The sequence below is a fragment of the Psychrosphaera algicola genome, assembly GCF_028401425.1.
Taxonomy (GTDB): Bacteria; Pseudomonadota; Gammaproteobacteria; order Enterobacterales; family Alteromonadaceae; genus Psychrosphaera; species Psychrosphaera algicola.
In genome coordinates this window covers 2,788,668-2,807,528 of sequence record NZ_JAQOMS010000002.1, presented here as the reverse complement: position 1 = coordinate 2,807,528, position 18,861 = coordinate 2,788,668, and the positions used below count along the sequence as shown (strand labels likewise).

Genomic DNA, 18,861 nt, shown 5'->3' with positions numbered 1-18,861 from the left:
AAATTAATTGTTTTGAATTATTAATAGTTATCCAATAACTCTCTATTACGTACCGCGCCTTTATCAGCACTTGTTGCCAACATTGCGTAATTTTTCAGTGCATAACTAATTGGACGAACACGATTAACTGGTTTCCAAGCGCCCTTGCCTTTGGCTTCCATCGCTGTACGACGAGCTTCAAGTTCTGCATCAGATACTTTTAGGGTAATTTCTCGGGTAGGAATATCGATATGAATAATATCGCCTTGTTCAACGAGTCCAATGACACCACCACTTCCAGCTTCAGGTGATACGTGACCAATTGATAAACCAGATGTGCCTCCAGAAAAACGACCATCCGTTAATAATGCACACGCTTTACCTAAGCCCATCGATTTCAAATAAGTCGTAGGGTACAACATTTCCTGCATACCTGGACCGCCTTTAGGGCCTTCGTAACGTATTACGACGACTTCACCAGCCACAACTTTACCTTCTAAGATGCCGGCAACCGCTTCGTCTTGGCTTTCAAAAATATGCGCAGGACCGGTAAATACTAAATTCTCATCAGCTACGCCGGCAGTTTTTACTACACAACCATCCACCGCGATATTACCAGAAAGAACCGCTAACCCACCTTCTGTAGAAAAGGCGTTTTCAATACTGCGAATACAGCCATTTTCGCGGTCTTCGTCTAATGTATCCCAACGACAATCTTGGCTAAACGCTTTTGTGGTACGGATACCCGCTGGACCGGCGCGATAGAATTTTTTAACGTCTTCATCGTCAGTGATTTTAATATCATATTTTGAAATAACGTCAGCAAGCGAAGTTCCTAAAACATTTGGTACGTCTGTTTTTAGCAAACCTGCACGTGATAACTCACCTAAAATGGCAATAACACCACCGGCGCGATGGACGTCTTCCATATGATACTCAGGTGTAGACGGCGCGACTTTACATAACTGCGGCACGATACGAGACAATTTATCCATATCTTCCATAGTGTAATCAACACCCGCTTCCTGCGCCGTAGCTAAAAGATGCAAAATAGTATTTGTTGAACCACCCATCGCAATATCTAAACACATCGCATTAGAAAATGAATCTTTGTTAGCGATATTACGCGGTAATGCAGACTCATCGTCATCTTGGTAATAACGTTTCGTTAACTCAACAATTTGTTTACCTGCTTTTAAGAATAATTGTTCACGGTCAGCGTGTGTTGCCAACATAGAACCATTACCCGGTAACGCTAAACCAAGCGCTTCGGCTAGACAGTTCATTGAGTTTGCGGTGAACATACCAGAACATGAACCACACGTAGGGCAAGCAGAACGTTCTACTTGATCCGACTGGTCGTTAGACACTTTTGGATCAGCCCCTTGGATCATAGCGTCAACTAAATCCAGTTTGATAATTTGATCTGAAAGCTTCGTTTTACCCGCTTCCATTGGTCCGCCAGAAACAAAAATAACTGGTATGTTTATGCGCATGGCCGCCATTAACATACCCGGAGTAATTTTGTCACAGTTGGAAATACACACCATAGCGTCAGCGCAATGGGCGTTAACCATGTATTCAACAGAGTCAGCTATTAAGTCACGTGACGGCAAGCTATATAACATACCGCTATGACCCATCGCGATACCATCATCGACTGCGATAGTATTAAATTCTTTTGCGACACCACCAGCTTCTTCGATTGCACCGGCGACAAGCTGCCCCATATCTTTTAAATGCACGTGGCTAAGGTACAAACTGAGTGAACGAATTAACAACTGCAATGATAGGTTTACCAAAATCACCATCTGTCATCCCCGTCGCGCGCCATAACGCACGAGCACCTGCCATATTGCGACCTTGAGTGGATGTTGCCGAGCGTAACTTAGGCATGTGTATTTTCCTTTTATCTATTTCTTAAAACGCAAAAAGCTTCTGCGCTTTTTGCATTGAACAATTCAATCAAAAACAACAGAAGCTTTTAGCTATCTTTTTAAAGACGTGTAACGGCTAATTATCCACATGGTATCGGTCGACATTTGTTTCGACCGAAACTGCAGAGCAATTCGCTATTATTTAACTGGTGTTAACCAGCCCCACTTATCTTCTGTTGTACCATTAAACAAACCAAAAAAGCTTCTTGAATTTGTTTTGTAATCGGTCCACGTTTACCACTGCCGACTTCGATACCGTCAACACTGCGTACTGGCGTAACTTCCGCAGCAGTACCACACATCAATACTTCATCAGCTAGGTATAATGCTTCACGTGGAATATTTTGTTCGCGGACGACATAACCCAGCTCTTTTAAAAGCTTGATGATCGTGTCGCGAGTCAGACCTTAAGCAAAATTGCCGCTGTAATTGGCGTTGTTGTTACAACACCGTCACGTATAACAAATAGGTTTTCACCAGCGCCTTCAGATACATATCCATGCACATCTAACGCAATACCTTCACCGTAGCCATGGCGACGAGCTTCCATCGAAATTAGCTGTGAAGATAAGTAATTACCACCGGCTTTTGCACCAGTAGGCATAGTATTCGCGGCAAGACGATTCCAGCTTGAAACGCCAGCGTCAACGCCATTTTCAAGTGCTTCTTCACCTAAGTAAGCGCCCCATTCCATTGCCGCAACAATGACGTCTGCTTCAGTGTTAAAAGGAACCGCTAAACCGAGGCCAATCTCACCATAAAATGCCGCTGGGCGTAGGTAAGCCGATTTAAAACCATTTTGAACAACAACGTCTTTTTGTGCTTGATTAAGCTCTTCCATCGTATGAGGAATCGTCATGCGATAAATTTTTGCTGAATCAAATAAACGACGTGTGTGATCTTCTAAACGGAAGATACATGTGCCTTTATCTGGCGTATCGTATGCACGAACACCTTCAAATACAGAAGAACCATAATGAATAGCGTGACTTAATACGTGTACTTTTGCGTCTGCAAAAGGAATAAGTTTACCGTTGAACCAAATTTTTTCAGCTGATGATGACAATGCCATTGTTGTTTCCTCTATGCGCCTTCCGCGGCATAAGAGCCCGGTTGGGTGGTTTTTGCAGGGCTAAACTTTGTAGATAGCCCGAATTCTAATAAAGACGCCAATTTTGCCTGATCTGCAGTTAAATAACACTGTTGAACCTCAATCAAAGCTTCAAAGCTTTTTTGTAAAGTTGTCAGCTTTCCTTGACCCTTCACGACTAAGTGGACTTCAGTCTCATTGGCACTTAAATCATTTGAAGCCATGCTAACGACATTAAAACCGCGATATCTTAATGTTTGTAACAAACGCTCTAATAACAAACTAGACTGAACACAGACCAAACTGATATGAGCTACGGGTGTGTTGTGATTTGACATGGTCATAATATTCTCCTGTTAACTCGTTTGTTGACTGTGATCTATCATATCTTGGTTGGCCGCGCTAGACGGTACTAATGGCCATACATTGTCGCCTGCATCAATTTTGACATGCAAAAAGTATGGGCCATCATGCTGGACTAACGTCTCTAACGCTCCGGCGACTTCACTTTGTTTTGTAATTGTTTGACCTGAATATCGAATGCTTTTGCCAACATGACAAATTCTGGATTATCCGACAGATCAGTTTCACTTAAACGTTGGTCAAAAAACAATTCTTGCCATTGTTTAACCATGCCCAATTTAGCATTGTCGATAAGTAAAACTTTTACCCCAAGGTTAAAACGCTTGATGGTACCTAATTCTTGAATATTCATCATTATCGAGCCATCGCCACATACCGCAATAACTTGGTCGTTTGGACGAGCGACTTTTGCGCCTACCGCTGCAGGTAAGCCAAAGCCCATTGTACCAGCTCCACCAGAACTTAAGTGGTTTTTAGTACTCGCGAAGCTCATATGTTGTGCCACCCACATTTGATGCTGACCAACATCACAAGTAACAACAGAGGCAGGTGTTAATTTATCGCTTAATTGCTTAAGTAACGACGGCGCGTAAATCCCATCATGCGGGAAATCGTAACGCCATTGATGGTCTTCAGCCAACTGCGTACATGTATCACGCCACGACTGCCAAGACTGTTGTTGCTCGGCGCTTAAAACAGTAAGCTCTTTATGTAATAACGACATAGCCGTTTTGAGGTTACAATTGATGGCCAATTCTACCTTAGCGTAATTTATTTATTTCTGAATTGTCGATGTCGATATGCAAAACTTTTGCATTTGGAGCAAAACTCGCTAAGCGACCTGTCACCCGGTCATCAAAACGCGCGCCCAATGCGATTAGTAAATCACAATCTTGTACCGCTAAGTTGGCACCCGCATTCCCGTGCATTCCTAGCATTCCCAATGAGTAAGCATATTCAGGGTCAACAGAGCCTAAACCTTTTAGTGTAGAAACGGCTGGCAACTGAGTCGTACGTAACACTTGATTCAATTCGTCTGTTACACCCGCTAAGTCAACCCCACCACCGATATAGAATATTGGTTTCTGAGCTTTTAAGATAAGTTGCTTAGCTTGTTCAAACTGTTCAGAACGAGCTGTCTGTTCAGGTTGTCTAGGTAAAACTAATGAACGTTGCTTAACGATAGTGTTCATCTGAACATCTTTTGGGATGTCGATTAACACGGGACCTGGACGTCCTTCATTTGCAATTATAAAGGCTTGGCGAATCGTATCTTCTAATTCAGATTGATCCATAACTTGAAAGCTATGTTTACAACTTGCTACCGAAAGGCCAAAAACATCAACTTCTTGGAATGCATTAGTGCCCATTAGTGGACGAGGAACCTGTCCGGTAATTGCCACTACAGGAACTGAGTCTAATTTTGCATCGGCTAAAGCGGTAATTAGATTCGTTGCGCCTGGACCTGAGGTTGCAATGCATACACCGGTTTTTCCGGTACTACGTGCAAAACCCACTGCGGCGAAACCAGCGCCTTGTTCATGTCGGCATAAATAGTGTTTAACGGGAGAACCACGTTCGAGACTGCGGAAGAGTGCGTCATAGACCGGCATAATGGTACCACCTGGATATCCAAATACTTCAGTCGCCCCTAAATCGTATAGGGTGTCTATGATTAAATCTGCACCTGTTTTCATCTTGTTTCCTACCGTTTCTCTGACGAGGGTTAATCCGGTTTAGTTCAAGGCTTTAGTAACAAAAACCCCGAACATTAAGCCGGGGTCTAATATGAGATATTTAATTTACGCTCATAACAAACCCCGACGCGGTAAAATGACCACGACGACGTTAATAATGAGAATAACTAAATTAAATTTCATGTCTCTAATATTCTTTTGTTACGTTCGCTGCTCGAAGATTCGAACAATGAAATAAGTGTCATTAGTTTTTACGATTTACAGCTCTATATGTCAAATAAATCGCCAACAACACTTAGTTCATTTAATTATAAGTCTAACGCAATCCAATATATAAAAGTTATACAGTTTGGATTTGTTTCATGTCAGTCATATAACCACGTAATTCTTTACCAATTTTTTCAACTGGGTGATTACGCATAGCGTCGTTAACTTTTGCTAACGTTACGTTGTCTACTTTATTGTCCGCGATATCCAAACCTTTACCCATTAATTCTAGGCTTAAGTTAGGCATAACGTGCTCACGGAACATTGGAATTGCTGCGTTCGCGAACAAGTAGTTTCCGTACTCTGCAGTGTCTGAGATTACTACGTTCATTTCGTATAGGCGTTTACGAGCAATTGTATTTGAGATTAACGGCGTCTCGTGTAATGACTCGTAGTAAGCTGATTCAGGTAAGATACCTGCTTCAACCATTACGTCAAACGCGATTTCTACGCCAGCTTTAATACAGGCAACTAAGAAGATGCCCTTATCAAAGAACTCTTGCTCAGTGATGTTGTGGTCAACTTTAGGTGCTTTTTCAAAACCAGTCTGGCCCGTTTCTTCACGCCATTTTAATAAGTTTGCGTCACCATTGTCCCAGTCTGCCATCATAGTGCGTGAGAACTCGCCGCTGATGATGTCGTCTTGATGTTTTTCAAACAATGGGCGGAATAATGTAGTGAATTCGTCAGCAAGTTCACATGCTTTTAATTTAGCAGGGTTTGTTAGACGGTCCATCATGTGCGATACACCACCAATCTTCATTGCTTCGGTGATCACTTCTAAACCAAATTGAATTAGGTTAGCCGCATATCCTGCGTCCATGCCTTCAGCAACCATTTTTTCGTAAGCAACAACTGCAGCAGCTTGTTGCATACCACATAGAATAGTTTGCTCACCCATTAGGTCAGATTTAACTTCTGCTACAAAAGAAGACTCAAGTACACCAGCGCGGTCGCCGCCAGTTGCTGATGCTAACGCTTTAGCGATATCCCAGCCTTTGCCTTCAGGATCGTTTGCAGCATGAACCGCGATTAGTGTTGGAACACCAAAACCACGTTTGTATTCTTCACGTACTTCAGTACCTAGGCATTTAGGCGCACACATAACAACAGTTAGGTCTTCGCGAATTTGTTTGCCTTCTTCAACGATATTAAAACCGTGAGAGTAACCTAAAGTCGCACCTTGCTTCATAAGAGGCATAATCGCGTCAACAACAGCTGAATGCTGTTTATCTGGCGTTAAGTTATAAACTAAATCAGCAGTAGGGATAAGTTCTTCGTAAGTTCCAACTGTAAAGCCATTGTCGCTTGCACGTACAAATGATTCACGTTTTTCGTCGATTGCAGCTTGGCGTAGCGTATAAGAAACGTCAAGACCAGAGTCACGCATGTTCAAACCTTGGTTTAGACCTTGAGCGCCACAGCCCACGATGACAATCTTTTTACCTTTAAGAGCGTCACATCCAGCACTGAACTCACTGCGATCCATAAAACGACATACGCCTAATTGAGCCAGTTGCTCGCGTAAAGGTAAGGTATTAAAGTAATTAGCCATGGGGTTTCCTATATATTTAGCTACTTTACTCACACTAAAGTGAGTTTTTTTGATGGAAGTGACTATAGGATTAATTCATTATTGCGTAAATTGATATATACTCAACCAATCATTGCGATTAATGAAATGCTATATAAGTTAGAACAATATTATGGATTTAAAAGAATTAAACGCGTTTTTACATCTTTGTCAGAGTAAACATTTTGCCACTACGGCTGATGCAATGTTTTTGAGTCCGTCGACCTTAAGTCGCATGATCCAAAGGCTTGAGCAGGAAATTGGTGAGGCTTTATTCATTCGTGACAACCGAAAAGTCGAACTCACTAACGCCGGATTTAAAACCCGTGAATTTGCCGCGACGACATTGGCAAATTGGCATCACTTGCAGCAAAGTCTAAAACAAAAAGTGAGCAATTAACGGGGACGTTAAGAATATTTTGTACAGTGACCGCAGCATATGAGTTTTTACCAACGTTAATTGAACGATTTTCTGAAGCTCACCCACATGTCGATTTAAAGATAATAACAGGTGATGCGGCGCAAACACTGACGTTAATAGACGATGGTCACGTCGATATTGCAATTGCTGCATTGCGTGATGGGCAATCAAGTAAGTACTTTTTCAATCCTTGCAGGAAGTACCACTTAAAATCATAGGCCCAAACACGAACAGTGATTTAGCCATCGCAATACAATCTGAAGACATTGACTGGCAGTCGTTACCTTTTGTCATGCCAGAGTCTGGACCAATTCGGTTTAAGTTTGAAAAATGGCTAAAATCTATGAACATTAAGCCAAATATTTATGCCAGCGTTTCTGGGCATGAAGCCCTAGTGAGCATGGTCGCCCTAGGGTGTGGCGTGAGCATAGCACCGCAATTGGTTATTGATGCAAGTCCGGTGAAAAGTAAAATATCGGTGTTAAAACCTAACGTAAATCCGGAACCTTTTGAACTGGGCGTATGTTGCCACAACAATAAAAAGACCAATGAAATTGTTGCTGCGTTTTTGACTTGCGCATTAAAAGAATAGCCTGAATACCAGTTCTGTTTTAGCCATTTTATTGGTTCTAAATTTTGGATACTAAAAAGCCGCAATCTCTTACAAGAAATTGCGGCTTTTTTATTTCACACTGACATTAAATCGTGTGAAGCCCCCGGATTAATCTACCAGAGTTGCAGAACAGTCATCATTTGAGACTGGCACAGGCAATGCGTTAGTATCGTCGTTGGCGATTAAACCATTGTTACTATACCAACTCACGTTTTCACCGCCGTAACTAAAGCTGTATTTTTGGCGCTGTTCGGCGTCTAAGCCTTTACTTGCCAATACAACATCATAGTTACCACCACCAAACGTTAGAGTAACAACCATGCTTTTTGCATCAATGTTAAACCAATTACCGGCAGTATTAACGTCTTCAAGATCAAAATCTGAATCATCAAGTTCTGACTGGTCAGTTGTGGTATAAGTTAAACATGTAACTAAGGTACCAGAAGAACTGCCTTCAGTACCTTTGAAGAAGATATGGAATGCGCCACTGGCGTCTTCATCTTCATAGTTAATTGATAACTGCTTGTCGATTGGGTCCCCTAAGTTTTGAGGATCGACAACAACCAACGAATCATAGTCAGTTGAATCATCAATTTTAGTCTTAGCTAAACCTTGGAAATCGGCATTTACATTAGACAAGGTTTGATTCAAGTTTGAACTAGGATCACTAAGTTCATTAACAATCGTATCCACTTCGTCCGATTCTGCTTTTTCATAAACGATTTTAGTGGTAACAAGCTCAACACCAAGTAGGTTTTGATTTAAGTTATCAAACGTGGTTTCGCTCGAAAACGATGTGCCAATAACACCCAGTATGACTTTTGCTCCATTTACTGCTGCAACTATGTCTTCTGGAGCAACCGCTGCGTTAGTAAGGCCCGCGCCAACATAAAGGTCGATGGCAGTTTGCTCTGCCGCCTCAAACGCTGCAAATAGATCAGCTTCAGTCCAAACACCATCCGCCGGAGCATTGTTAACTAAACCTTTGTAAACAAGTTCATAACTGTTACTTGGTAAATCTGAATCTTCACCAAACTCAGTGTAAACACTATCAACAACTTCAGAAAATGCGGTCGCGACTTTATGCAACCCTAGCGCTTTACCTGTTAACGCAGAAGAGAACTCGTCTTCACTTAAAAAATCGACGTCTAAGTCAGATTCTGTAATGCCTAAATCAGCTAACAGTTTTTCTTTGTCTTCTGCTGCGGCTAACGCCGTTGTTAGTGGAGATACAACGCTATTGTTCACAACACCTGTTGTTGAAACCTTCACTTCTCGAGAAAGACTACCTGTAAAAGGTTCGCCTGTTGCCACGTCAAAGCCGCCATAAGTACGGATAAGAACGTCGGAGTCAGCTAAAACTGAATTCAAGCAATGACGTGATTCATTTTCTGGAGCGCCTTCGCGGCAATAATTCACGCCTTCTTTAGATTCAGAAAAATAACCATCCTTATCGGTAATCGCATAAGGTTCGCCAGCATTGCGTCGATTATTTCTGTTTAGATCAATATAGATAGTTGCGCCAGCAAGATAACCATCAATTAAACGGCCACCAAAAGCTGATTTAGCAGAAGAATCACCAACATCTGGGTCATCTGCATTACACGCTTGAAGTCCAACCAACGCTGTTGTAACACAGGTTGCTAAAAACAATTTTTTCATATTTTTTGTCTTGATACTCATAGTCGAACTCCTAAAACTTCTCTTCGATACCAATGTTGAAACCAAATACTCGAGGAATTTCACTTCCGTCAACTTCAATGGTTTCTAAACTCATGGTCAAATCAATATTGATCATACCTAGCAAAGTTGTACCGCCACTGACCGTTGTCAATTCAGTCCCAACTAGGTTTTTTGCCGCGCCAAAGCGCAAGCTAGGTAATATGTAACCGTCAGACGAATAACTTGCAGAAACAGAAACGTACTGTGACTCACGACCAATTAAGTCGTAAGTTGAATTTAGTTCTGCAGCTGCTGAAATTAACCAGTTTCGGCTCTCTGTATAAATAGCACCTTCAACAATTGTTTTAGCACTTAATGTTGCCGTTTCACTTAAGGCAATTTCATCAGAGAAAACTTGTTGCGCAATAAAACAATTTGATTGCAATGAGACGGTGTCTAATTCCAAACAGTTTTGACCAATATCGCCATAAGCAAATTCTGGTTCATTCGCATTTAAAATCGTCAAACCGATTTGTGCGTTTGGTGCCGTCCATAACAAGCCTAAATCAAAGCCGACTTCAGTTGTTGAACCTGTATTGCTGCTAAATTCGTCTTCAATTGCAGTACCAACATCTTCATCGTCGATTAAATTTTGCAATGCAATCAGCTGTTTGTTTAGGCCAATCACATGTAAATTTGCAGTTGCACCGGCGTAAACATTATAGTCGCCCATTTCCGATTCCCAAACGTTGCGGCTATAACCAACAGATGCCGTTAATGCTGCGGCACTTTTGATATAAAACGAACTTGAGGTCAACAGATTGATTTGCTCACTGGCAACTTCAATTTGAATTGGATCATCTAAGAATCGAGCATCTAACATGCCACCAGCAGAAATATCAAATGTAATAACACCGTTAAGTGTTTCACTTCTGAATGCGAAAGGCATAAGGGGAATAGAGAATCCGGCTTGTTGAGTTAAACGACCACTTTGGCCAAACTCTGGTAATAAGGCATCAAAGTCGTCTTTCAGTTCTAATGCATCATTAAGGGATAAATCTTCATCCTCTAGTGCATCGGCTAAATCATCGGCTTGGTCTAAAAAGTTGTCAATTGGACCGAGTTCAAGGCGATAGCCAAGTGAACTCATAAAGCCCATACGTACTTTTTCGTCCATTCCAACTAATAACTCGCCGGCTGCTGGATTAATCGTAGAAGATAAAATGGTACCTGGGTGACTCACTTTACCTAATGTCGACAGGGCTCCCGGTGTATACGTCGGATTGGCAGCTAAAACACCTGCTGAACAGGTCATTAGACACGCAATAGCGATACGGGAAAGCGTCGGATGTTTTTTCATAGAAACTTCCTTAAAAATTGTTGTTTAAATGCAAATATATACGAACAAGCAAACGTATTCGCTTGCAGCAAAAGTAATGTTAAGTGCCAATGATTTTTTTGTTATTAGGCAAGGTGACTTGAGGCTTCATGTTAAACAGCAATTATGTCAATCGATTTAACAGAGTTATGGGTAATATCATCATATTTGATCGTATTCCTTTTAATAGCCCTACTACACATTTTTGTTTTCACTAAAAATGAGCCACGCCCTTCAGTATAGTCAAAGTTTGTTACAAATGAACAAGCAATACGCAACTTTATTAGGGAATAACGTTTTTAGGATCTTGTTTGTACATTGAAAACTTTGATTTTAAAAGCTTTTTAACACTGTTCGGTCCAGCAAAATGTAACGAACCTACAGCCACCATTACAGAATTATTTGCTAATAATTGGTTTAATTGCGGAACCCAGTTGTGATTTCGTTCCACTAAAAGCACTTGTTCAGCGGCCTTATCGAATTCGGATTTATTAAGCGTATGGCTATATATTTCTTCAAATGCCGCCATGTCACCAGCAATCCATAAGCATCCATCATTTGGATTGGTAAATCGACATTGGTTTCGATTTCATCAATGGTATCTAAAATCAAATCGTCCTGATTGATATTAGGATATCGTTTAAACAAATCGTCAAACATTCTTAGCTGTTGCTCGAACGTTTCTAATCCAATGATTTTTTTGCCCTGTCGACGCGCATAGTTGACTATCTGTACATCAACGCCACGGTCGGCGTTTAAGCCCTGCATTTCATAAGTCAGTTGCACCAACATCAATGACAAAAACCACGGCCTAAATTGTTCTACTGTATTAATATCAACGTTGAATTCAAGAAGGACCTTAGCGAGTTTGCGGTATACCGGAGACGACAATACAGTTTGCAGAGATTCATCAGCGGGCAACATGCCTAACTTCGCCATTAGAAACTCTCGCTGGTAGGTCGATGTGGAACTTGGATCAAACTCAACAACAATAACTTCGACCTGATCAATTGCTTTTTTAATTTCAATGGGCAAATCACGTAGGCGAATGTCACCCACATGAATAGTACCAACCAAATAGTCATCGCCATTATCCGCTTTATTATCCCAAAGCGGAACGGCTTGTACGCCACTTGAGGCGATTAGCCCGCAAAAATTCAACAGTACTACTAGTAGGCCGTAGGACAAGTATTTCAAGCACATCCTCATTAGCAATTTGTTAACGCATTTGAAAAATCAGCAATTAAGTCTTTTTCATCTTCAATACCAACTGACATTCTAATCATGTTTTCGCTGATCCCTGCACGTTGTCTATTTTCTATACCCATCTCCCAGAATATCGTCTGAGCGACTGGCAACGCTAACGTTCGGTTATCACCTAAATGGGTGGCTGAGATAACAGTGGTTAACTCGGATAAAAGTTTGACCGGATCAATATCCGCTACTGGGTCGAAGCTCACAATTGCGCCAAAATGTTTAAAATGCTTTTTAGCTAACTCATGTTGAGGATGCCCCGCTAACCCGGGGTAATAAACCTTTGCTATTTTAGGATGTTGTGCCAAATATTCGGCCAAAGCCAACGCATTAGAACACGCTCGGTCCATACGCAATGCCATGGTTTCAGCGCCAACAGCGATCATTTGAGCACTGTCAGATGACAAGCATGCTCCAAAATCCCTTAACCCTTTTTTCTTAATTTGAGTCATCACTTGAGCTTCAGATTTGAGGTGTCGAAAAGAGTCCAATATGTTACTAAAATCCTGCCAATTATATTGCCCGGTTTCAATCACTGCCCCAGCCGTCACGGTACCGTGGCCACTGACATACTTTGTTAGCGAACAAGTGATTAAACTCGCACCGACCTCTTTGGCTTTAAACAAGTAACTTGGTGTCATTGTGTTGTCGACCACAAACGGTATGTTGCGTTTTTTGCAGAGTGCGCCAATCGCAGACAGGTCAGCTATTTGCGTTACAGGATTCGCAATCGTTTCGGTAAAAACAAATTTGGTATTGTCTTTAATTGCGGCTTCTACGAGTGCAACGTCGGTGACATCAACTAGTGTTGCCTCAATCCCAAATCGTTTAAAAGTATTTAATAAACTAGGAGTATTACCAAATAAAAAGCGACTTGCTACCACATGGTCGCCGGCTTTTAGTAACGTAAAAAATAATGTGCTAATTGCCGCCATACCCGACGCAAAAACTAACGATGAAGTGCCACCTTCCATCTGAGTAATTAGGGATTGCAGGGCATCTGTGGTCGGTGTCGACTGTCTAGCGTATGCATGACCTGCTTGTTTTCCCTGAAAATATCAACTAAATCTTGAGGGTTGTCGTAACCAAACAACACAGAGTTAACAATGGGATAATGCACCGCACCACTATCTGGGTTAAGTAATCTATCGTGATGTACCGTATCCGTTGTAAAACCTTTACTCATAACACCTTCCTTATAAGTGAACGCTTTTAATTAAAGCTTGGCTTGAAATTTTAAGTTAAGTGCTTGAGCAACACTTGGATGAACAAATTTACTGGCATCGCCGCCATGGGCTGCAACATCTCTCACGATCGTAGAAGATATATGGGCCAATTCACCTCTTGGGGTTAACAAAACACTTTCAAGTCCAACATTAAGCGAGCGATTAATCTCGGCTAATTGCGATTCATATTCAAAGTCAGCGACTGTTCTCACTCCACGAAGTAAAACCGTTGCTTGCTTTTGCACCGCAAACTCAGCCAATAATCCAGAGAAACCTTCCACTGACACTTTATCGATACCAGCTAATGATGCCTGTGCCAACGCAACTCGTTCATCTAATGAAAACAGGGGATTTTTTCTGTCGCTCTTCGCTATCGCAACAACAACATGATCAAAAAGGTCTTTCGCTCGATTTACTAAATCGATGTGGCCGTTTGTTAACGGATCAAATGTGCCCGGGTAAATCGCTATTACGCGTTTTTTCATTTCATTCATAGGAGCAAATCTTCAAAGAGTTAAACGCCACTAACATCCTTGAAACTAACGCAAATTTGCGTTTGTGACAGTGATAACCAGCACGTCTGATTTAATATTTTACGAACTATAGCAGAATTACATTATCGCAACATACTCGAAATCACCGCGAAAACTTTCATCATGACAAACAAATAAAGCAGGTAAGCGTGAAAAATCTATTACAAATATGATATAAAGAAATGTTAATAGAGCTATTGATCTAAACTTGCGTAAGATAGAGAATGGCTCGATTAGGCTCATTTTATAATCGCTTTTTAAGCGTGACTAAAAATAGCATCGGAATTAAACATTGATACGGAGTGGTATTTGGTCAATTTTTTGGCTGATAACAGAGATTGGATATGAAGACAAAAGATCGCATTATAGAAGCGAGTATTGAGTTATTTAATGCTCAAGGTGAACGCAACGTTACAACAAACCATATAGCTTCACATCTGAACATCAGTCCTGGTAATTTGTACTATCACTTCCGTAACAAAGAAGAAATTATCCGACATATATTCACTAAATACGCAGACCACATGCAGACGTCTTTTGAGCCGGTAAAGCCTAGCCAAGACGCAATGAAGATATTAACCAATTATCTCGACGCTGTATTTAGCGCACTTTATCACTTCAATTTTTTGTACGATAACCTCCCTGTCATCATGGCAAGAGATCCAGAATTAAGAACCCAATACCTGAAAATCCATAATAAAATGATGGAAAAAATTCATCACCTTATCGTGAGTTTGCAAGTTGCCGGCTTAATAAATATCGACAATAACGATATTGATGACTTCGCTAATATCATCAAGCAGCAAGTTACGTTTTGGATCAGTTACATTAAAACGAGTGAAGAAGCGGCAGAGGTTAACAATCCAATTTTGTATCAGGGCCTAACTAAAGTATTATTGTTGTTTAAACCTTATGTCACACCAGATTACCAAGTGGCCGTAGCTGAACTTACAGGTCGCTACAAAGCTTTGGCGACGGGTGAAATCAGCGAGACAGAATAATTATGTTTGACTTAAAACAGTGTTACCGAGACAACTTACAACAACACCTATCGCTTTTTCAAACGATGGAATCTTATTTACCTGAAGTTGAACAACTCGCAATTGAGTGTTTTGACGCACTAGGTAAAGGTGGAAAAATTGTATTTTTTGGCAACGGTGGTAGTGCTGCGGATAGTCAACATTTAGCCGCTGAATTTGTTGTGCGCTTTAAAAAAGAGCGCCGCGCTTTGGCTTCTATTGCACTAACAACTGATACATCAATTCTTACCGCGCATACAAACGACTATGAATTTGATACCGTGTTTGCCCGTCAGGTTCAAGCGTTGATCAAACCAGAAGACGTCGTGATTGGTTTAACCACATCAGGTACTAGCGCCAATATTAACTTAGGCTTAGAAGCAGCAAACGAAATAGGTGCCTATACAGTGGCATTTACTGGTCGTGACGGCGGACAAGTTAAAGACATCGCTAACTTACCTATCATTATTAAAAACGACATAACCGCGCGCATTCAAGAAGCACATATGTTCATTGGTCACTGGTTGTGCGAAGTCATTGACGAATTAGTCACCCAAGACGACTAACATTACGAATCAAATCGCTGGTTGGCATGACGATTCAATTGCGAATTAATGCCAACAAGCTGCAGTACACATTCAACTAATCTTTTACCAAATCCGGCTCTCCCCATTGATATCAGACGGTTTTACGTTATGCTATCCACACTTTTACAGCCAAACCGCAGCTATTATGTTCGACTTATCCGTATTTAAAACCTTATCTCATGTAAAAATCTTAGTGGTTGGCGACGTTATGCTCGACCGATATTGGACCGGCGACTCGTCTCGAATTTCTCCTGAAGCCCCGGTTCCAGTTGTCAAAATTGACAATCTAGACGACAAAGTTGGCGGAGCAGCCAACGTCGCCCGCAATATTGCCCACCTTGACGGGCAAGTGACTTTACTTGGCATTATCGGTGACGATGAAAACGGTGAGCGATTAGAGTCACTGTTAGCTGGTGAACAAATCAAGTCTGCATTGGTTACGCAAACGACCCAACCAACAATTACCAAATTGCGGGTTATCAGCCGTCAGCAACAAGTCGTAAGACTGGATTTTGAAGAAGCATTTGATCAAGCTCATGCTGACGCACTGGAAGTTGCCTTTGAAACCGTATTGCCCGACTTCGATTTTATTGTGTTCTCAGACTACAACAAAGGCACGTTAGCAAATATTAAATCCATGATTGAAAAAGCGCGAACGTCTGGGAAAATGGTCTTTGTTGATCCAAAATCAAAAGACTTAAGTGATTACTCAGGTGCAAACGTAATTACCCCCAATAAAACCGAATTTGTCGCCGCTGGCGGTAAAGTTGCCAACGAACAAGAAATTTGGCAATCGGCACAGGACGTTATTGCGACGCACAATATCGAATCTATATTACTTACGCGCAGCGAACAGGGTATGTCCGCTATATCGGTAACTGAAAAAGTCGATATGCCAGCGCAGGTATTAGAAGTTTCTGACGTAACCGGCGCAGGCGATACCGTTATAGCAACGCTCGCCATGATGATGGCTGCCGGTTTACCGTTAGCAGATGCTGCAAAAGTGGCTAATTTAGCTGCTGGTATTGTTGTGTCTAAACTCGGTGCAGCAACGGTTTCACCTGAAGAATTATACCAAGCCGTAAACAAAAATATGTTTGCGTCAAAACAAGCACATTACCAAACACCGTTTGAAGAAGTGCTCCAGCATATTCAGTTTGCTCGCCAAAGTGGTGAAAAAATTGTCTTCACTAATGGCTGTTTCGACATTCTACATGCGGGACATGTCCACTATTTAGAACAGGCAAAAGCCCTCGGTGATCGCCTAGTGGTCGGTTTAAATAATGACGACTCAATTCGCCGTCTCAAAGGTGAAAATCGTCCAATAAATCCATTAAATGAACGTGCTACTGTTGTTTCAGGTCTTGCTAGTGTTGACTGGGTTATCCCATTTGGCGAACAGTTAGGCGATGGATTTGACGATACGCCTTTTCATCTAATTGATTCAATAAAACCTGATGTATTAGTAAAAGGTGGCGACTATACAATAGACAATATTGTCGGAGCAGATATTGTTCAAAAAATGGTGGTTTAGTGGCAACTATTGATTTTGTTGATGGTTGTTCAACGACTAAAGTTATCGAAAAAATTAAAGCTTAGTCAGATTGCGGGACTTAAATGGTCAAATCAAAACGTGTTTTTGCGAATATTTGGCCATTAATTTGCACCGCGACCTGATGTTCGCCCTTATAATATTTTCGGGTATTAATGGGTTTGATGTGATGCGCCTTATTTAATTTAACGGATTCCCCTGCACGCAATTCCAACGCTTTCCATTTAAATACTTTAGGGGTGAGTTTACCGTTGGCTTTTTGATGATCGATAATAAAATCTAATAATACGCTCAATGCCTTATCACTTTTATTCGTTAATTGCAGGTGCATTTCAAGCCTCTCGTTTAACTGAACGACATTGTTGGCAATCGAAAGCTCAACGACCAAATCATCTGGAACACGGTAACCAAATGTCTCTAGCGTTTTTATGTGACCTTGCTTAATCAAGGTGCGACTTGCATGTTTAATTAACCGTTGACGATTTTTAGAGGCCTTTTGGGACCATTGACGCACTACATCTGCAACTAAATCTGGATGATGTTTAGCGATATCGTTTAGATTATTAGCGACACTTCGACGGACATATTCCGACTCATCATCTTTTAATTCTTCAAGTACAAACATGATTAGCGTTGGATTAGCTTTAAATTGAGGAATTTGTTGTGCCCAAGGTAACAAAGGCCGACACCCTTCTGTCGCTAATCGACGCACATGGTGGCAAGGATCAACAAGCCAAGAGCGAATAACATCCAGCGTTTTTTCTGGCTGAGCAATAAATAGAGCACGAATACCAAACTCACTGGTGAATCGCTTTGTCATTTGTTTAAGCGCATCTAACGCCATTGGTAAATTCGCCTGCCCTAACTCACCTGCATATTCGCTGTAAGGCAGTATCATCCAACCTGCAACGCCGTGTTCGTCGGTTGTTAAGTCGGTTAGGTCTTGGTTGTCAGAAACCGGTTGCAGTGTCGCCAATAGAACCGCAATCGCCTGTTCAAAATTTTCGGGTAGATACTGCTGCAGTGCGATAAAAACCTGATGACCACGCTCTTTTAACTCATGCTGATCAATATTATGGCTGGCAAGTTGATAAAAACCGTCAGTATCAAAACCTTCGATTTGCAGTGCCAACAAATTTGCACAGTGGCGGATTTTATCTCGGCAAAATACGTTCTTCACTTTTTGTTGTCCCAATTTTCAAGACGTTGATAGAGCGTATTCAAAGTCGTTTTAATTAGCCCAGAGTGGCTTTCTAGCGCTTTCCGGCCAAGTAAACCATCGCTTATTCTTACTGATGTCTCGTTCAACCAATATGACAACTGATGATAAAAATCTTGTTCTTTTTGACACACTAGCAAACCACCGGCTTTTGAAAGCACCTCACAAATTTCGGGGTTGTTATGAATATGTGGCCCCATCAAAACTGGTTTAGCAAATGCTGCTGGCTCGATAGGGTTATGCCCCCTCGATTAGCAAATGAGCCGCCGACAAATGCCACATCACAGACCGCGTACAATTGACTCAACATCCCCATTTTATCGACAACTAAAACATCATTATCATCGTTCATCCAGCTATGTTGGCTATATTTAATAACATTTAGGCTGTCATTTTTAATAGACTCAAAAACGTCTTCGAAACGCTGAGGGTGGCGTGGGGCAATAACTAAGGCCAAAGTTGGATGCGATTTTTAAGCTTTTTGTAAGCCT

The 18,861-nt window shown here is 41.4% G+C and carries 15 protein-coding genes and 5 pseudogenes; 6 read left to right on the top strand and 14 right to left on the bottom strand.

Annotated elements, in window-relative coordinates; genetic code table 11:
• Positions 1–20: 20 nt before the first annotated feature.
• The 5 genes and pseudogenes from ilvD to ilvC form a co-directional block, all read right to left on the bottom strand.
• Positions 21–1,875: pseudogene (gene ilvD / locus PN838_RS15310) on the bottom strand (dihydroxy-acid dehydratase).
• 179 nt (positions 1,876–2,054) lie between these two features.
• Positions 2,055–2,988, bottom strand: a pseudogene (locus PN838_RS15305) (branched-chain amino acid transaminase).
• 11 nt (positions 2,989–2,999) lie between these two features.
• On the bottom strand, positions 3,000–3,350 hold the full coding sequence (locus tag PN838_RS15300; RefSeq protein ID WP_215964585.1) for an ACT domain-containing protein: 351 nt from the start codon (positions 3,348–3,350) through the stop codon (positions 3,000–3,002).
• Positions 3,351–3,362: 12 nt separating this feature from the next.
• A pseudogene (gene ilvG / locus PN838_RS15295) lies at positions 3,363–5,066 on the bottom strand (acetolactate synthase 2 catalytic subunit).
• A gap of 340 nt (positions 5,067–5,406) precedes the next feature.
• The gene (ilvC, locus tag PN838_RS15290; RefSeq protein WP_272181216.1) at positions 5,407–6,888 is read right to left on the bottom strand and encodes a ketol-acid reductoisomerase; all 1,482 of its coding nucleotides are present in this window, start codon (positions 6,886–6,888) and stop codon (positions 5,407–5,409) included.
• Between the two features lie 151 nt (positions 6,889–7,039).
• Between ilvC and PN838_RS15285 the strand changes: the two genes are divergently transcribed.
• From PN838_RS15285 to PN838_RS15275, 3 genes are read left to right on the top strand one after another with little or no spacing between them, the layout of a single operon-like run.
• Positions 7,040–7,306 (top strand): LysR family transcriptional regulator, encoded by a 267-nt coding sequence (locus PN838_RS15285; protein WP_272181215.1) that lies wholly within the window; start codon positions 7,040–7,042, stop codon positions 7,304–7,306.
• Positions 7,261–7,545: a LysR substrate-binding domain-containing protein gene (locus PN838_RS15280; RefSeq protein ID WP_272181214.1), complete on the top strand. Its 285-nt coding sequence runs from the start codon at positions 7,261–7,263 to the stop codon at positions 7,543–7,545. The genes PN838_RS15285 and PN838_RS15280 overlap by 46 nt, the downstream gene beginning before the upstream one ends.
• Positions 7,518–7,919, top strand: coding sequence for a LysR substrate-binding domain-containing protein (locus tag PN838_RS15275; protein WP_272181213.1), 402 nt, complete (start codon positions 7,518–7,520; stop codon positions 7,917–7,919). Before PN838_RS15280 ends, PN838_RS15275 begins: the two co-directional genes overlap by 28 nt.
• Positions 7,920–8,048: 129 nt before the next feature.
• Here the strand turns inward: PN838_RS15275 and PN838_RS15270 are convergent, their stop codons facing one another.
• The 6 genes and pseudogenes from PN838_RS15270 to coaD all read right to left on the bottom strand — a co-directional run bounded on the left by PN838_RS15270 (position 8,049) and on the right by coaD (position 13,945).
• Positions 8,049–9,623 (bottom strand): hypothetical protein, encoded by a 1,575-nt coding sequence (locus PN838_RS15270; RefSeq protein ID WP_272181212.1) that lies wholly within the window; start codon positions 9,621–9,623, stop codon positions 8,049–8,051.
• 10 nt (positions 9,624–9,633) lie between these two features.
• Complete coding sequence (gene traF / locus PN838_RS15265; protein WP_215964580.1) at positions 9,634–10,962, bottom strand: conjugal transfer protein TraF; 1,329 nt, start codon at positions 10,960–10,962, stop codon at positions 9,634–9,636.
• 301 nt (positions 10,963–11,263) lie between these two features.
• Positions 11,264–11,509: a TraB/GumN family protein gene (locus PN838_RS27435; RefSeq protein ID WP_370661044.1), complete on the bottom strand. Its 246-nt coding sequence runs from the start codon at positions 11,507–11,509 to the stop codon at positions 11,264–11,266.
• Positions 11,431–12,141: a TraB/GumN family protein gene (locus tag PN838_RS15260; protein WP_272181211.1), complete on the bottom strand. Its 711-nt coding sequence runs from the start codon at positions 12,139–12,141 to the stop codon at positions 11,431–11,433. The genes PN838_RS27435 and PN838_RS15260 overlap by 79 nt, the downstream gene beginning before the upstream one ends.
• A gap of 47 nt (positions 12,142–12,188) precedes the next feature.
• Positions 12,189–13,420: pseudogene (locus tag PN838_RS15255) on the bottom strand (cystathionine gamma-synthase family protein).
• A 30-nt stretch (positions 13,421–13,450) separates the two neighbouring features.
• Positions 13,451–13,945 (bottom strand): pantetheine-phosphate adenylyltransferase, encoded by a 495-nt coding sequence (coaD, locus tag PN838_RS15250; protein WP_215964626.1) that lies wholly within the window; start codon positions 13,943–13,945, stop codon positions 13,451–13,453.
• A 392-nt stretch (positions 13,946–14,337) separates the two neighbouring features.
• Between coaD and PN838_RS15245 the strand changes: the two genes are divergently transcribed.
• From PN838_RS15245 to hldE, 3 genes and pseudogenes are all read left to right on the top strand, one after another.
• Positions 14,338–14,994 carry a TetR/AcrR family transcriptional regulator gene (locus PN838_RS15245; protein WP_215964577.1) on the top strand — a complete coding sequence of 219 codons (657 nt, stop codon included), beginning with the start codon at positions 14,338–14,340 and terminating at the stop codon, positions 14,992–14,994.
• Positions 14,995–14,996: 2 nt separating this feature from the next.
• Positions 14,997–15,578, top strand: coding sequence for a D-sedoheptulose-7-phosphate isomerase (locus PN838_RS15240; protein WP_215964576.1), 582 nt, complete (start codon positions 14,997–14,999; stop codon positions 15,576–15,578).
• Between the two features lie 166 nt (positions 15,579–15,744).
• A pseudogene (gene hldE, locus PN838_RS15235) lies at positions 15,745–17,198 on the top strand (bifunctional D-glycero-beta-D-manno-heptose-7-phosphate kinase/D-glycero-beta-D-manno-heptose 1-phosphate adenylyltransferase HldE).
• A 14-nt stretch (positions 17,199–17,212) separates the two neighbouring features.
• On the opposite strand, the gene PN838_RS15230 reads toward hldE, so the two are convergent.
• The 3 genes from PN838_RS15230 to PN838_RS15220 form a co-directional block, all read right to left on the bottom strand.
• The gene (locus PN838_RS15230) at positions 17,213–18,331 is read right to left on the bottom strand and encodes a DNA alkylation repair protein (protein WP_272181210.1); all 1,119 of its coding nucleotides are present in this window, start codon (positions 18,329–18,331) and stop codon (positions 17,213–17,215) included.
• Positions 18,328–18,504: a hypothetical protein gene (locus tag PN838_RS15225; protein WP_272181209.1), complete on the bottom strand. Its 177-nt coding sequence runs from the start codon at positions 18,502–18,504 to the stop codon at positions 18,328–18,330. Before PN838_RS15225 ends, PN838_RS15230 begins: the two co-directional genes overlap by 4 nt.
• A gap of 65 nt (positions 18,505–18,569) precedes the next feature.
• The gene (locus PN838_RS15220) at positions 18,570–18,827 is read right to left on the bottom strand and encodes a 3-deoxy-D-manno-octulosonic acid transferase (RefSeq protein ID WP_272181208.1); all 258 of its coding nucleotides are present in this window, start codon (positions 18,825–18,827) and stop codon (positions 18,570–18,572) included.
• Between the last annotated feature and the right edge of the window lie 34 nt (positions 18,828–18,861).

What these genes read in the sequence shown, in the direction of transcription:
- PN838_RS15300 (WP_215964585.1), bottom strand. Translation starts at nt 3,350, where the DNA reads ATGACCATGTCAAATCACAACACACCCGTAGCTCATATCAGTTTGGTC.
- ilvC (WP_272181216.1), bottom strand. Translation starts at nt 6,888, where the DNA reads ATGGCTAATTACTTTAATACCTTACCTTTACGCGAGCAACTGGCTCAA.
- PN838_RS15285 (WP_272181215.1), top strand. Translation starts at nt 7,040, where the DNA reads ATGGATTTAAAAGAATTAAACGCGTTTTTACATCTTTGTCAGAGTAAA.
- PN838_RS15270 (WP_272181212.1), bottom strand. Translation starts at nt 9,623, where the DNA reads ATGAGTATCAAGACAAAAAATATGAAAAAATTGTTTTTAGCAACCTGT.
- traF (WP_215964580.1), bottom strand. Translation starts at nt 10,962, where the DNA reads ATGAAAAAACATCCGACGCTTTCCCGTATCGCTATTGCGTGTCTAATG.
- PN838_RS27435 (WP_370661044.1), bottom strand. Translation starts at nt 11,509, where the DNA reads ATGGCGGCATTTGAAGAAATATATAGCCATACGCTTAATAAATCCGAA.
- coaD (WP_215964626.1), bottom strand. Translation starts at nt 13,945, where the DNA reads ATGAAAAAACGCGTAATAGCGATTTACCCGGGCACATTTGATCCGTTA.
- PN838_RS15245 (WP_215964577.1), top strand. Translation starts at nt 14,338, where the DNA reads ATGAAGACAAAAGATCGCATTATAGAAGCGAGTATTGAGTTATTTAAT.
- PN838_RS15240 (WP_215964576.1), top strand. Translation starts at nt 14,997, where the DNA reads ATGTTTGACTTAAAACAGTGTTACCGAGACAACTTACAACAACACCTA.